This window comes from Vibrio eleionomae, assembly GCF_009874545.1.
GTDB lineage: Bacteria > Pseudomonadota > Gammaproteobacteria > Enterobacterales > Vibrionaceae > Vibrio > Vibrio nitrifigilis.
The window spans coordinates 34,411-48,693 of sequence record NZ_WEKT01000037.1 but is presented as its reverse complement, the minus strand read 5'-3'; the positions used below and the strand labels follow the sequence as shown (position 1 = coordinate 48,693).

Annotated in this window: 13 protein-coding genes; 5 read left to right on the top strand and 8 right to left on the bottom strand. The window is 39.4% G+C overall.

Going from position 1 to position 14,283, the window contains the following annotated elements; all coding sequences use genetic code 11:
• The first annotated feature begins 170 nt into the window (after positions 1-170).
• Positions 171-2,369 carry a TonB-dependent receptor gene (locus F9817_RS16695; protein WP_161157293.1) on the top strand — a complete coding sequence of 733 codons (2,199 nt, stop codon included), beginning with the start codon at positions 171-173 and terminating at the stop codon, positions 2,367-2,369.
• A 136-nt stretch (positions 2,370-2,505) separates the two neighbouring features.
• Here the strand turns inward: F9817_RS16695 and F9817_RS16690 are convergent, their stop codons facing one another.
• Together F9817_RS16690 and F9817_RS16685 are read right to left on the bottom strand one after the other, a co-directional pair.
• The gene (locus F9817_RS16690; protein ID WP_161157292.1) at positions 2,506-2,895 is read right to left on the bottom strand and encodes a hypothetical protein; all 390 of its coding nucleotides are present in this window, start codon (positions 2,893-2,895) and stop codon (positions 2,506-2,508) included.
• 240 nt (positions 2,896-3,135) lie between these two features.
• On the bottom strand, positions 3,136-4,419 hold the full coding sequence (locus tag F9817_RS16685) for a diguanylate cyclase (protein ID WP_230389367.1): 1,284 nt from the start codon (positions 4,417-4,419) through the stop codon (positions 3,136-3,138).
• An 819-nt stretch (positions 4,420-5,238) separates the two neighbouring features.
• On the opposite strand from F9817_RS16685, the gene F9817_RS16680 reads away from it, so the two are divergent.
• Positions 5,239-7,206, top strand: a complete 1,968-nt coding sequence (locus F9817_RS16680) for a hypothetical protein (RefSeq protein WP_345789741.1) — start codon at positions 5,239-5,241, stop codon at positions 7,204-7,206.
• Positions 7,207-7,341: 135 nt separating this feature from the next.
• On the opposite strand, the gene F9817_RS16675 is transcribed toward F9817_RS16680, so the two are convergent.
• Complete coding sequence (locus F9817_RS16675; RefSeq protein ID WP_161157291.1) at positions 7,342-7,839, bottom strand: hypothetical protein; 498 nt, start codon at positions 7,837-7,839, stop codon at positions 7,342-7,344.
• Positions 7,840-8,005: 166 nt separating this feature from the next.
• Here F9817_RS16675 and F9817_RS16670 point away from each other — a divergent pair, with 166 nt between their 5' ends.
• Both F9817_RS16670 and F9817_RS16665 read left to right on the top strand, forming a co-directional pair.
• A complete protein-coding gene (locus F9817_RS16670) occupies positions 8,006-8,284 on the top strand; it encodes a DUF968 domain-containing protein (RefSeq protein ID WP_161157290.1) in 279 nt (92 codons plus the stop codon).
• Between the two features lie 245 nt (positions 8,285-8,529).
• Positions 8,530-10,359, top strand: a complete 1,830-nt coding sequence (locus F9817_RS16665; protein WP_161157289.1) for an FG-GAP repeat protein — start codon at positions 8,530-8,532, stop codon at positions 10,357-10,359.
• 683 nt (positions 10,360-11,042) lie between these two features.
• Here F9817_RS16665 and F9817_RS24085 read toward each other — a convergent pair.
• The 5 genes from F9817_RS24085 to rplY form a co-directional block, all read right to left on the bottom strand.
• Positions 11,043-11,489 carry a DUF4225 domain-containing protein gene (locus F9817_RS24085; protein ID WP_329604829.1) on the bottom strand — a complete coding sequence of 149 codons (447 nt, stop codon included), beginning with the start codon at positions 11,487-11,489 and terminating at the stop codon, positions 11,043-11,045.
• 15 nt (positions 11,490-11,504) lie between these two features.
• Positions 11,505-11,759: a hypothetical protein gene (locus F9817_RS24080; protein WP_230389364.1), complete on the bottom strand. Its 255-nt coding sequence runs from the start codon at positions 11,757-11,759 to the stop codon at positions 11,505-11,507.
• Positions 11,756-12,025, bottom strand: coding sequence for a type VI secretion system tube protein TssD (tssD, locus tag F9817_RS24075; RefSeq protein WP_230389453.1), 270 nt, complete (start codon positions 12,023-12,025; stop codon positions 11,756-11,758). The genes F9817_RS24080 and tssD overlap by 4 nt, the downstream gene beginning before the upstream one ends.
• Before the next feature lie 26 nt (positions 12,026-12,051).
• Complete coding sequence (locus F9817_RS24070; RefSeq protein WP_230389363.1) at positions 12,052-12,228, bottom strand: Hcp family type VI secretion system effector; 177 nt, start codon at positions 12,226-12,228, stop codon at positions 12,052-12,054.
• Positions 12,229-12,882: 654 nt separating this feature from the next.
• The gene (gene rplY, locus F9817_RS16650) at positions 12,883-13,161 is read right to left on the bottom strand and encodes a 50S ribosomal protein L25 (protein WP_161157294.1); all 279 of its coding nucleotides are present in this window, start codon (positions 13,159-13,161) and stop codon (positions 12,883-12,885) included.
• Between the two features lie 375 nt (positions 13,162-13,536).
• Between rplY and F9817_RS16645 the strand changes: the two genes are divergently transcribed.
• Positions 13,537-14,271: a glycosyltransferase family 2 protein gene (locus F9817_RS16645; protein WP_161157288.1), complete on the top strand. Its 735-nt coding sequence runs from the start codon at positions 13,537-13,539 to the stop codon at positions 14,269-14,271.
• The last annotated feature ends 12 nt before the right edge of the window (positions 14,272-14,283 follow it).

Here is a 14,283-nt window from a genome sequence, read left to right as displayed (position 1 = left end):
TAATTATATTAATGGTGTCGGATTGAGTTAAATCAATAAAAATATATCCCTAATTATTCTTCAATTATTAATTCCAGTCGTAATTTTAATAAACAGAACGTCTTTGTAATCATAAATATCATCAGTGTTGGTGGTGTTTAGTCTTTACTAATTACATTCGGACAATGTCAATGAAAAAAATTCAACGCAATAACCTAGCGGCTATTATTGGTGCTTTGTGTCTAGGTAATATCGTTTCTATGCCGTCTTTAGCAAATGATCAAGTAACCACATCTCAATCCCACTCTTCTTCCAGTAAGCGCAAACCTTCAACCAAATCGACAGTAAACGCTGATAATACCGTCGTTGTATATGGAGAAAATGAAACACAGACTGAGTTTAGACCTGATGTGCTAACGGTTGGTCCTTTAGGTGAGCTGGCTTTAAGTGATCTCCCATATTCGGCCACAGTAATGAATAGCGCTTTTTTAAAAGATCGACATGTGAAAGGGTTATTCGATGCTCTGAAATATGATTCTTCCACCCAAATGGAAGCGCGTGGTGGTGTCGATGTCGGACGTCCACAAAGTCGTGGGGTTGAGGGGAGCGTTGTGGCTAACTCTCACCTAGATGGTATGAATGTCGTCGTCACAACGGCTCAACCAATGGAGCTTTATGAGCGGCTTGAAATTATTCATAGTTTAACTGGCGCACTTTATGGCCCAGCGACACCAGCAGGTGATTTTAACTATGAATTTAAGCGACCTACTTTGGACTATCTGAACGATGTATCTATTGGATTAGACAGTAATGGGGCGCGAGAAGCGACCGTTGATTTGGGGGGAACGCCAAATCAATACATGGGATATCGTATTAATGTTATCAAAGAGCAGGGAGACGGTTATGTCTCAGGTTCTCAAATAGACCGTAAGGCTGTTGGCGCCGCATTTGATCTCCACCCAACAGACAAAACCACTATTGAGCTGAATGCGAGTTACTATCGCTACAAAAAGTATGGCTATCCTGGTGGTTTTTATTACTCAAGCTCGACCGGCTTACCCAGTGCTTTAGATGCGACTAAAAAGGGCTATGGTCAAAGTTTTGCTGGTAGTGATCTAAAAACGACGACCGGAAGTTTTAAACTTAAACATGATATCAATGACAATTGGAAAGCCGAAGTCGGCATTCTTGGGCAAAAAGTAGACCGTTTATTGATGAGTGTGACCAATAAATTGAATAGTGATGGTACATTTACACAGACGATAACCACAAAAAAAACCGCGCGACGTTTTAAATTGATCAGTAATGAAGCTCGTTTAAATGGACATATCGATACAGGTTCAGTCGAGCATCAAGTAACCATTGGTACAACAGGATATACTTGGAATACCTATTCAATTGCTAATTCATCAGGTTCAAAGGTCACCTTAGGTAATAATATTGATATTGACGATCCCCAAACCTTTTCTCAACCCGTATTTTATACCGATGGGGATATTGAACTTAATTCAAAGAATATAACCCAATCAGCTATTTTAGGTGACATGATTAAGTGGAATGAGCAATGGTCGACGCTACTCGTGGGCAGTTATAACCATTTTGATACATTAAATGTCGACTCAGCCAATTATCATGATGATGGTTTTAGTAGTACTGAAGCTTTGATTTTTAAGCCTATTCCAGAAACGACGACTTATGTGGCGTATTCCGATACATTAGAAGCTGGTCAGGTCGTGGATGACGACGATTATAAGAATGATGGCGAAACACTCGATCCTTATCGGAGTCGACAGATTGAGCTTGGTTTAAAACAGGACCTAGGTTCATTGGATGCGTCTCTCGCAGCGTTTCGTATCAAGCGACCTCTCGCTTACGCCAGTAGTGATAGCATTTATCGCGTCCAAGGTATGCAGCGCAACTATGGTATTGAAACGGCGCTAAACGGCAATGTTACGCGCCAAGTAAAAATCATGGCGAATGCCACTTGGTTAGATGCGACGTTAACCGATTCTTATAGTGATTCAACTGAGGGTAAACGCGTTGTCGGTGTCCCTGAGTGGCAGGCGAATGTGCTGACTGAATACGATTTTGATGTTGTGCCTGGACTTTCTATCAATGCTAATGTTCATTATGTCGGGAAACGCGCTGGCGACGCAGATAATGACGTGTGGATGAGTGCTTATACGACATTGGATCTTGGTGCAAAATACATCACAAAACGTTTTTATAACAAACCGCTTACATTGAGTTTGTCGGTCGATAACGTGACCAATAAACGTTACTGGGCTGCGTCATTCCCTAGATCGTTATATGGTGATTCTAGTGCTGGAGCTATGGCCTTTTTGGGAGCACCTTTACAAGCACATCTAACCGCATCGATGAAATTCTAATTTCATACATTAAATAGTTAACTGACTAAATAACTAAGCTCATCATCTGTGAAAGCAGCGGGTGAGCTTATTAACCTTTCAAATTTACTGTAGCACGACCCATCAGATTGCTGTATTTTTCTAAGTACCTTAGTGTTTAATCTAATGGCTTTGGTCCTCCTCCTAGCGTGATGTCTTTACCCGATGGAATACTTTCTAAAATGATGTCTGGTACTGGATGAATACGACCTAAAAAATTATATTGAACCATCACATCATGACTCTCTACTCGATATTTGCGTCGATTTGTAATTAGGTATAAAAACTGGGAATCTATTCCGCTTGCTAGACATGCTCCCGAATGTAATAGGCTAGGGATATTGGTCGTTAAATTCGTTGCCGTATAAGTTAAATCATTGGAACCGTATAAATTGATTAACGTATTTTCATCCGGAATGTAGTGTTTTTCTCCAAAAATTATTTGGCAAGTGGATGTGCCTGTCTTTTCAAATAAGCCATTAAAATTGTTTGGGTTTGGCCTGGACATATATCGCCTCTTTAACTGAAGTGACTAAGATTGAATACTGATGTAATGCATGAATAATGCAATTCATCTTTGTGTGAGCAACATCCATTTTAATGATAAGTAACGTGATAATTAGTATCAAATTGGTCTCACAAAGGTATCAAATTGGTATCAATTAGAGGTGAAGAGTAAAAAATTCTGGCTGGCGGTGATGAGAGTGCAATGTAAGGCGCAGGTTTACTGTTGATTGATCCTGAGCCTCTACTCGCTGGATTGATGCTTAAATCGCGCTTTTTGCTCATACATACTCTTATCTGCCGAAGATAAGATTGTGTCGATGAGGAAAGGATCAGCTTCCCCTATAAAGCTATAATAGCCGATACTTACGGTTATCTGTATGTACTCTTCTTTCCACGGTAGCGGGTTAGATTGTAAATACAGATGAATTTTCTCAATGATTTTTTCGATATCGCTATTCTTATTGGTTCTAAATAAAATCACCACAAACTCATCGCCACCAATTCTGGAAATAAAATCAGATGCTCTTAAACAGTGAGTCAGAGCAGCAGCAACATGTTTTAGTACTTGGTCACCAGCATCATGGCCAAAGGAATCATTAATTTTCTTAAAGCTGTTTAAATCAATATTCAACACCGAAAATTGTACCGCAGAGCCCGATTTAGACATGACTTGATTCATGGTATTGAGCAAATATCGCCGATTAGGCAAATGTGTCAGTTCATCATGTAAGGAAAGCTTTTGTACTTTCAGGTAATTATTCAAAATAAAGAGCAATAAAATATAACCGATAGAAAAGGAAATAACTCCGAATGATATGAATAGACTCTTGAAAGTACTCACACTTTTTACTTCATCAAAGTCACCGTACTTAGCATATAAACGCCAACTTTTGTTAGGTAAATAGATAGGATAATCGAGGTCCGGTTCAGTTAATACAGACTGTTCACCTTCAATCAATCGGCCATTTGTATTGTTATTGTCGTTTGCTACTAGTGCAATTTGAGCGCCTTTAAGTGTATGAAGCTTCGACGCATTAATGAGTGCTTCATAGTTAATTACTACACTGAGCGTACCCCAGTAATCATTCATATGAGGCAGGTCGGTAAAAATGGGGTAACGGGCAATAATTCCTCGACCTCCTTGGACTAGATCTAACGGTCCAGCAATAAAGACTTTTTTGCTTTCTTTCGCAAGTTGGACGGTTTTGTACTGTTCAGGAACGGTTCTAAAATCTAACCCTATCGCTTTTTCATTCCCCTTTATCGGATACATGTATGAGATGACATCATTTGGGGCAAGGCCAATATTACGCACAAAAGAAGATTTAGACAGAAATTGCTCTGCTAATGAGTTCCAGTTTTTCTTTGCAAATTCAGGGTTGAGGGCCACCAATGTGGAAAAACTGTCAGCGAGATAGGCATCGCGGTAAATATTCGCTTCAATACTGTATCTAACGAGTGCAAGATCATGTTGAATAGACGATTTAGCTTGCTGAATTTGCTCATCGACAAATCGATCAGTCATGAGGTTTACCACCATAAAACTGAACAGGCCATAAATTAACGTAAGCAGGCAAAAGGTTGAAGGGCTGCATTTAAACTGTTTTAACAAATCGACTCTCGCACTAGATACACTAAATGATTGATTATCTGTTGTTCATTGTAGACCAAGTTGAGGTAATGATAGTGTGAATACACAGTAATATTGCTGTATTTAACGACTTATACTGCAAAAATTGCAGTGATAGGGGGAGATTGTTAGTTTGGACCACATAGTGTTATGAAACTATTCTGATACCCAATTAATCTCAAGATGCTAAATCCTGCATCTTGAGGTCATTTGAGGATATTTATAATAAGCAAGTTAATGAGTATAAGAATATATCGTTTAGGCTACTAAAGGCATATTAAATCTGTAGGTAGTCATCATTATGTCTTGATTGGATAAAGTATCACTCTCTTTTATTTCTTAATGTTAGATAATTCGTGCTATTTATCGTCTTAAAAATAAGACAGATTTACTGAGTCTTTCATTATTGATATTTTAAATATTTTGCTTATTAATTAGTCTATTGTTTTAGCAATGCATTTATTTTTACAGTAAGCTGCTTTTTTATATTTTTGGTGATTAATTCTATTTTATAGTACCCATATTACTGACCGATAGGGCTATGGATTTATAAATTGTCCGTTTTAATTAGATAATGGTAAATAAGAATAAATTAATTAAGAAAGTAAAAATTTTTAGATTATTAATGATTGTTATTGATTTTTATAGGTAGTTAATATCTGAGGTTAAACTCTTCTCTCATGTTGCTATTTATTATTTTCGAAAGGTTCGAATGTGATTTTTAAAAATAAGTCTATTTATGCAGTAGCACTTCTAAGTGCTGCAGGCTTAACGGGTTGTCTTTCTCGTTCTGGTGATCTACCCAGTTCTACGAGTTCTACCTCTACCACGCTATCTTCTTTTAATCTTACAGATATCAGTGCTTCTACAGACAACGTTAAAACCATGACGTTAACTTGGACCAAGGCGGCAAGTGGAACGGGGATTAGTTATACAGTCTGTCAGAAAGACACGTCGGAGGAAAATGATTGTTTAGCGTTAGATACCGTTGAAGATACCTTAACGGCCACCGTTACAGTGGATAGCTTAGTGGAAGCACTCGCTCAAGATTATTTTATCTTAGCATCAAACGGCTCAAGTACGGTCAGCTCCAATGAGGATAGCTTAACGACTGAAACAGCCAACGAGATGATTGGCTATTTTAAAGCGGATCATGTGGATGAAGACGATTCTTATGACAACGATATTTCAAGTACAAACGCTGTAAATGTTGCTTTGAGCCAAGATGGTACAACGTTAGCCATTGCTGTGCCATTTGACGATAGCGATTATCAAGGAATCACAACCAGCTCTTTTAATGATAATAGTGATGCAGCGGAATCAGGGGCGGTGTATGTGTTTAAAAAAGTGGATAACACTTGGTCGCGAGCGGCTTACATAAAAGCATCAAATGCACAGTCTAATGATGTGTTCGGCTATAGCATTGCGTTAAGTAGTGATGGCGGAACCTTAGCCGTAGGCGCTTGGGGAGAAGATGGTGATCAAGCTGGTGTTCAGACTGAACTGCCAATTACTGATTCTGATGGTACGGGTAATTCAGGTGCTGTATATATCTTCGATTTAAGTGATAGTGACAGCAGTAATTGGGTTCAGAGTGCTTACATCAAAGCCAGTAATTTAGGTATATCTGACGAGTTCGGCCTGAATTTAGCGTTAAGCGGAGATGGTTCTACTCTGGCCGTTGGTGCGCCTTTTGAGGATAATGATTTAAGTGGAATCGAGACATCCTCGGATTTTACTGATGATAGTGTTGTGACCACATCTGGTGCCGTTTATCTATTTAAATTAGACGGTGATAACTGGACTCAAGACGCTTACATTAAAGCTTCTAACGTTGGTTCTGGAGACGAATTTGGTAGCAATTTATCTCTTAGTACGGATGGTTCGGCTTTAGCTGTCGGGGTTCCTTTGGAAGATGGTAGTGAGTCAGGCATCCAAACAGGCACCACTCTCACTGACAGTGAGAACACGAGTTTGACTGACTCAGGCGCGGTTTATCTCTTTGACCTAAGTGATAGCGACAGCAGTTCTTGGGAACAAAGTGCTTATATCAAAGCCTCTAACGGGGAAGATTATGATTATTTTGGTAAAAGTGTCTCTTTAAGTGGAGATGGCCAGATACTGGCTGTGGGGGCGTCGAGTGAAAGTGGCGGTACAACCGGTATTCAAACTAGCACCACGATAGATGAAGGCTCTGAAAGCTCTGATTCTGGGGCGGTTTATCTTTTTGACCTAAGCGACAGTGACAGCAGTTATTGGGTACAAAGTGCTTATATTAAAGCGTCCAACCTTGAAGATGACGATGAATTTGGTTTTAGCGTTGCTTTAAGTAATGATGGCTCGACATTAGCAGTTGGTGCTCCATATGAAGATGGTGGTACAGCGGGTATCCAGACAAGCACAACCATAGATGAAGGTACTACTTCGGTGACTGAATCTGGAGCGGTATATCTATTTGATATTAGTGCTAAAAGCACCAGCAGTTGGCAACAAAGTGCTTATATTAAAGCGTCTAATCTGGGGGATGATGCTTATTTTGGTAGGAACTTATCAATAAGCAGTGATGGTTCGGCACTGGCAGTAGATGCCCCATCGGAAGATGGCGGCGAAACGGGTATCCAAATTGGTACTGTCGATGAGGGAACCACAGTCACTAATTCAGGTGCGGTTTATCTGTACTAATGGCAGATAAAACTTATTTAAGTCATCCCAACAAGGCCTGATTTCGATTTTTATTGGTATTATCAATTTAGGTTAGGTAGTAAATACCCACTGTAAAAAGTGGGTATTTTTATTTCATTAACTTAAAATTGTGTATTAAAGGGGCGAGTTAATGATAGAGGGGTGATCTTGCATGTCTTTCTCTACAGATTCTAAAAGTAACTTGAACTCGGAGACACTAGAGCTAGTTGTGCTGCCAAAAATACGTTCATAACCAACAAAAAATGCACATAGCAAAATGGAAATATTAAATAAGTCACGGCTGTCAAACATCTTCATCGTCATAACGAAAATGACGCCAACTAATATCAAATAGAAATCGCGCTCTGAATGTTTGACTTTGTGAGTATCAATAATAGTTTTTGCATCATTGATATCTATATTTGTGAGGCTGTTTTGGTTTATTACATATCTTAACCGACGTTTCCATTGAAGATTAAATTCTTTTTCAATTTTAATAAGGCGTTCCATTTCATCATATTTTGCTCTGGTACATGTTCGAAATACCCAGCTTTTCAATGTATACCAACGCTTTCTGAGCATTACATCTCGCTCTTTGGTGTATTTCGCCATTTCACTTTCTATCCAATCCATCGTAGTTCCTAGCCACGCTAATAATAGTTTTAATATTAAGAAGGCAAGAAGACCGAAAAGCCACCTAACCTCCGTCTTCCTATATGTTAAGGGAATCATTGCACACAAAAACATTTTTTAAATAAATATATGATAATAAAATCATATCTAAATTGGATGTTGATGCATGGGTAGCATGTGGAACATTAGTTGGTGTACGGAAACTCGTGAAATACCCCGTAGTGATAAAAATGTAGATATCGCTGCTCATCATCTTATTGGGCATAGTGAGGGGAAGATGGGAAGTAAAGCTCATGATTTATTCACGATGCCATTGCATGTTGATGAATATCGGAATTTTCATGATGATCCAACAGGCTGGGAGTCAATGAATGGCTCCCAGCTCTATTATGTTAAGCAGACGATTAAGAAAGCGTTAGATATTGGTGTGCTGGTGATTGAATAAATGATGCATTTGTCATTTATTTATGTTGTTTATACCTAAAATGCTTTATTAATGTTTTTGTAAATGTTTTTTTGATGTCGCATTGATACCGAATTGATACTGAATTGATACCGACAATGTTTTCAATTTGGAGTGGTTTATTAAAAATAAGGAATATAATAAATAAGGTGTCTTTAATAGCTTGCTAATGATAGTTATGTCTATAAATTCAATCTTACCAATTTATTACGAGCATATGCTTAATTATGAATTTTAAATCTAAGTCGATGTATATCGTCCCGCTAATTTTTTCGATGGCTCTAACCGGTTGTAAATCAGAATCAGTTTCTTTGTCTTCTTTTAATTTATCTGATATTAGCGCCTCATCCGGTAATGTAAAAACCATGACGCTAACTTGGACGTCAGCGTCGGACTCTTCAGGCGTTACTTACACGGTCTGCCAAAAAGATACTTCACAAGATAATGATTGCTTGGCATTGGGGTCTGTCGAAGATTCTTTATCCACCTCTATTACTGTCGATAGTCTGGTTAGTGCACTTTCTGCTGATTATTTTATTCTCGCCACTGCGGGTGAAAATAGCGAATCTTCGTCTGAAGCGTCCCTAACTGCAGATACGGTTACTAAGATGATTGGCTATATTAAAGCCTCGGATACCACTGCGGGTGATGATTTTGGCGATTATGTGAGGTTGAGTGACGACGGCCATACTTTAGCGATTGGCGCAGATGGAGCTGGTGTCTACCTGTTTGAATATAATGATGGCTGGACGCAAACCGCACATGTTGGCACTGATATTTCGGTAGTTGCTGATATTGCGTTAAGTGGTAATGGCAGTTATTTGGCTATTGGTACTGTTGATGATGATAATGATGCCACAGGAGTCACCAATGGTTCCGATGTCCCGGACAACAGTTCTACATTAACAAAATCAGGCGCAGTCTATGTGTATCACGATGAAGAGGCAACTGGCTGGACTCAGGTAGCATATATTAAAGCATCTAATCCTTCTGAAGGTGACTATTTTGGCTGGAGTGTGTCATTAGACAGTGATGGTAACACTCTGGCTGTTGCGGCTCAATATGAAGATAATGGGGCAACTGGGGTTATTACCGATGGTTCTGAAACCACCGATAGCAGCACGGCCGCTCGTTCTGGGGCCGTGTATTTGTTTAGTAGAACCAATGACAGCTGGGCACAGAACACCTATTTGAAGGCCTCCAATACTGGAGCTGGTGGCTATTTTGGCTATAGCGTTTCTTTAAGTGGAGATGGTAACACTCTGGCTGTCGGAGCCAGTAGAGAAGATAATGGGGCTACAGGGGTGATTACTGATGATTCTGAAACCACCGATAGCAGTACGGCCAGTGAGTCTGGGGCTGTTTATCTGTTTAACCAAGATGGCAGCTCGTGGTCACAAACCGCATATATAAAGGCGTCTAATACAGGTGCGGGTGACTATTTTGGTGTCAAGGTGGCCTTAAACAGCGATGGTAGTACTCTGGCTGTTGCGGCTACAAATGAAGATAATGGTGCTACAGGGGTTATTACCGATGGTTCAGAAACAACAGACAGTGGAACCGCAACAGATTCCGGCGCTGTTTATCTGTTTACCGAAGAGGATAATGCGTGGTCACAGATAGCGTATATTAAAGCCTCAAACACTGGTGAAGAAGACGGTTTTGGGTCTGGTATCGCCATAAGCAGTGACGGCAGTACTTTGGCTATCTCATCAGGATTGGAAGATAACGGTGCCTCTGGAGTAATTATTGATACGTCTGAAGCGAATGGTGACTCAGGAACAGCCGAAAACTCCGGCACCGTCTATCTGTTTACCGAAGAGGATAATGCGTGGTCACAGACTGCGTATATTAAAGCTTCTAACACTGGTGAGGGTGACTATTTTGGTGGCATACCTAATTCTTCTAGCACCTCTTTAGATTTAAGTTCTGATGGCGATACTTTGGTTGTTGGGGCTCTTGGTGAAGATAACAGTGCCACTGGGGTGATTACCGATGGCTCAGAAACAACAGACACTGGAACCGCAACAGATTCAGGGGCAGTATATATGTATTAATCAGATTAAAGCTGATTAACAACACTTTTCTGAACACTTTATTCGAAAGTCTCACTTTAATTGGTGAGGCTTTTTTATATGTTGAAGACCAGCGAAGAGAGCATCAATTATCGTTATTGTGATATTTCCATAATATCTATCAATAGTAAGTTTTAAATTAATTCATTATGTAACTCTATGTCGATGAGCATAGATAGTTCTGAGGAATTTCCTGTAATGAGCGATATTCTACCTGATGCTTGGTAGCCTCTTAAGAAGTCTTCGGAGCTGTATCTAAATGACTTAATTTGTTTAGCTTCTGGCACATTTATCCTACTCGTCGTTATTTTTTGTGCTTTGGATGACAGAAAAAAGCTAGATATAAGAATATAGGTAAAGCTACGAATTGTATATTCCCCGGTAAATTTAAATTATTTACAATAACGTTCTCGAAGAATAATATGCTTGCAGGTGCTCCTTTTATGTCGCTTCCGTAAAGGAATATTGAATAAAATTGAGCCATTGTTGTAAGCATAATGGAGTATTTTAAAAAAAAGATTATTCCTTTTGACCTTCGTTTACTTAGTTGTTTAATTAGAACTACAGCGATTACTGAAATTGTTATAAAAGTTATTTGGCTAATCATTTTCAAGCTCATTGTTTAATGATTTTATTGTTATAGCATCTGCACCAGTTTCAAGAGCTCAAGCTCCTTTACTCATTGCTTGATAACCCCTTAGATAGTCCTCAGAGCTGTATCTAAATAGCTTAAATTGTTTGGCCTTTGGCGTTTTTGTCCATGGCATCGCTTTTAAGTTAGGTTTAGAGGCAATTTGATAAGCCTCTGCGGCATCCTTAGCAGTAGTGCTTTTAGCAGCTAAACCATAAGCCGACATGTCTAAATCAGCGCCGTAGTATGCAATGTCCCCATAAGATTTGGAATAACCTAGCGATTCTGCTGCATATTGATAACCTTCTCTCACTAACCCGGTGGCATTCTCATCACCGTCCCAAAAATATTTGCCATTTTCATACATGTTATTGGCACCATGAGCCATCATTGGTGCACCAATTAAGCATAAGGTTGTCGCGGAGGCATAGCATATCCCAGCGCCAGCCGTTACTTGCATGACACCTGCTATAAAACCGATCCCTTTTGGGGCAATCTAACTACCTTGTTCTATCAGACTTTGTTTTTCCTTTCGAAGCTCTTTGAATACGGTTGCTTTGTCTTTCTTTCCGTTCTTAAAGTCATTGACAAGGCATTGTTCAAAGCGATCGACCTCCCTAACAAACTGCATCTTGAAACTGCCATTTGAAATGTAGCGATGTGAAAGCGTAACAGCTTGCATGGTGAGGCCTTTACCGGCTTTTTCTACCTGTCTAACATTCCATGTATCGGGCTTGTTTGTGTCTCTCATCCTGCCATTCTTTCCCACGTCTCATAGCCTTCTGTACCAGCTATTTTATGTTTCCAAATAATGTCTCTATAAGAAAGGTGAAGCACTTCGGACATATCTTCATCGCCTGAACTAAGTACGTTAGGTTGGTCAAAAGACAGAGTGGTAATTAAGGCATCTACTAACTCAATGGAATAGAAGTTTTCGTTATAGCCTTGCTCATTGGTACGGAAGAAATTGATTGTGCACTGTAAATGCTCTTGTTTAGAAAAAACGTTTCCAAGCAGTGGTGACGACTTATCTATGGGTTTGGTTATCCTAGTTCTGCAGGACCACCGTGCTTGCTTAGGGTGTAATTACAAGCTAGAACGGTGATTTCATTACTGTGAGACTCTTGCGCTTTATTGCCAATGGAATCTTTTGTGTTACAACCAGAAGAGATACAACCTTGTGTTTTGCCAATGATAGAGAGGTATGCTGTATGAGCCATATTGTTTTGCCGTTATTCACAAAATAAAAAAGATTATATTGTTAACGGATTAAAAATCGAAAAGACATGCATAGTTTTGGTAGTAAGATCATATTAGCGACACATATTGAGTGTTCAAGGGGAAAGGAACTGACAAGGTCTTTATACAGGTTATTGAATTAAAAACCATTAATGTTTATCTTGCCAGTAGGTATGACAAATTATCTATATTAAATTTCTTTTACACCAGTTTAAGATGCTTATTGGACAGAGCGATTTACCTTGTACCACTCACTAAAGTTAGTGAGTTTGTAGTGGCATAGTGAATTTGGCCACCTGATAAGAGAAAGGAATAAATATTTACCTTTGGTCAGAAAAATAAAGAAACCTATATTCAGTATGCTGGTGGGATAGGGCAGAAACTGCAAGAAATCGGCTTAGATCTGACTACTGTATAACTACACCCTAACTACACCCCAAATACACCCACTGGTTAGTCAGGTATTGTAAGTTATTGATAAATATTGATTAGTTGGCTTTTTCGGGCTTTAGAAACGGTGAAACCCCGATGTTGGTAGCATCGGGGTTTCGAATTTTTAGATATCTCGGTTGGTAAGGCCGATAATCTTTATGCAAAAAGTTGGATTAAATCCTCAATAATTCCTTGGTAGGGAATTAGAGGCGGATGAAGTCCATGTGTTCAACTTTTGGCTTGAACGCGTGACGTTGAACGTCTTGAGGTTTAACTTGAACTTCTTGGCCATCAACTACTAGAGTGATTGCTTCGTAGAATTCAGGTTTGTCCATTTGGTTCAAGATATCGTCGTGGTTTAGTTCGATAGATACAGGCGCAGCCTCACCACCGTAAACGATAGCAGGGATTTTGCCTGCGCGACGTAGGCGGCGGCTCGCACCTTTACCTAGTTCAGTACGTACTACTGCTTCAAATTTCATAGTATTTACTCTCAAAATAGTAAAAAAGACTTCACAGTGAACAATGCGACCTTGTCCTCCTGTGGTAAAGCTTCGATGACTGATAATCAGCAACATCAAAACGAGCGCGGATACTATCATTCAAAGTCTTTTTGAGCAATAGAAATTATGGTTTTACTTAGGTTTTCTGCCTGTTTGGCGTATTACTAACCAAATTAACGTCTAGTGCTAATAATAGCTAATTCAGTATTTGGGAATTATACATCGGGTTAAGAGCAATGAGAGAAAAATACGTAATTACAAGATGAACGGAATCTGAATATTAGGATCATGAATGGTTCAGTTGGCTGTTGTTAGTACTAATCCAAATCGTGGATAAACCAACAAGGAGCCCACATGAAGCCTTTAAGTATTGTGATCATTACTCTTAATGAAGAAAGACGGATTGGCCGCCTATTGAGTGACTTGGTGGTACAAAATTATCGTAACTTTGAAGTGATATTGGTCGATTCAAACAGTGATGATTTGACCATTAATGTGGCAAAAGGCTATCAGCCACATTTGCCTGCAATGACTATTCATAAAATGGATAAACGTGGGGTAAGTCTTGGCCGTAATACCGGGGCAAAGCTTGCTCAGCATAATCGCTTACTATTTTTGGATGCAGATGTACGACTAGAACCTGATTTTTTAGCTAATGCTGTTGATTCCTTGGAAAATAATGGATTAGAAGTTGCCGGGGTATATCGAAGTGCTAAAAAACTACCCGTACGCTATAAAGTAGGGTACAGTTTGTTCAATTTAGGTTTATTTAGCACGCAGTACTTTTTCCCAACAGCGGTTGGTGCTTGTCTATTTTCGACTAAGCGAGCGCATAAAGAGCTGGGCGGATTTGATGAAAACATCGAGCTCTGTGAAGACTGTGATTACGTAAAACGCGCATCGAAAACCTGGCGTTACCGTATGTTGCCAATGCCGACTGCATTTCAGTTTGATCCAAGACGTTTAGACCAAGATGGTTACTTAAAAACCGGCGGCCTGTATTTGAAAGCAAACTTACGTCGTTTGGTGTTTGGTGAAATGCGTAATGGAGAGATTCCATATGAGTTTGGCCACTATCGCGAATCATAAACCGCAACCGAA

Coding starts and splice junctions, on each gene's coding strand:
- F9817_RS16695 (WP_161157293.1), top strand. CDS start 171: ATGAAAAAAATTCAACGCAATAACCTAGCGGCTATTATTGGTGCTTTG.
- F9817_RS16690 (WP_161157292.1), bottom strand. CDS start 2,895: ATGTCCAGGCCAAACCCAAACAATTTTAATGGCTTATTTGAAAAGACA.
- F9817_RS16685 (WP_230389367.1), bottom strand. CDS start 4,419: ATGACTGATCGATTTGTCGATGAGCAAATTCAGCAAGCTAAATCGTCT.
- F9817_RS16675 (WP_161157291.1), bottom strand. CDS start 7,839: ATGGATTGGATAGAAAGTGAAATGGCGAAATACACCAAAGAGCGAGAT.
- F9817_RS16670 (WP_161157290.1), top strand. CDS start 8,006: ATGGGTAGCATGTGGAACATTAGTTGGTGTACGGAAACTCGTGAAATA.
- F9817_RS16665 (WP_161157289.1), top strand. CDS start 8,530: ATGAATTTTAAATCTAAGTCGATGTATATCGTCCCGCTAATTTTTTCG.
- F9817_RS24080 (WP_230389364.1), bottom strand. CDS start 11,759: ATGAGAGACACAAACAAGCCCGATACATGGAATGTTAGACAGGTAGAA.
- F9817_RS24070 (WP_230389363.1), bottom strand. CDS start 12,228: ATGGCTCATACAGCATACCTCTCTATCATTGGCAAAACACAAGGTTGT.
- rplY (WP_161157294.1), bottom strand. CDS start 13,161: ATGAAATTTGAAGCAGTAGTACGTACTGAACTAGGTAAAGGTGCGAGC.
- F9817_RS16645 (WP_161157288.1), top strand. CDS start 13,537: ATGAAGCCTTTAAGTATTGTGATCATTACTCTTAATGAAGAAAGACGG.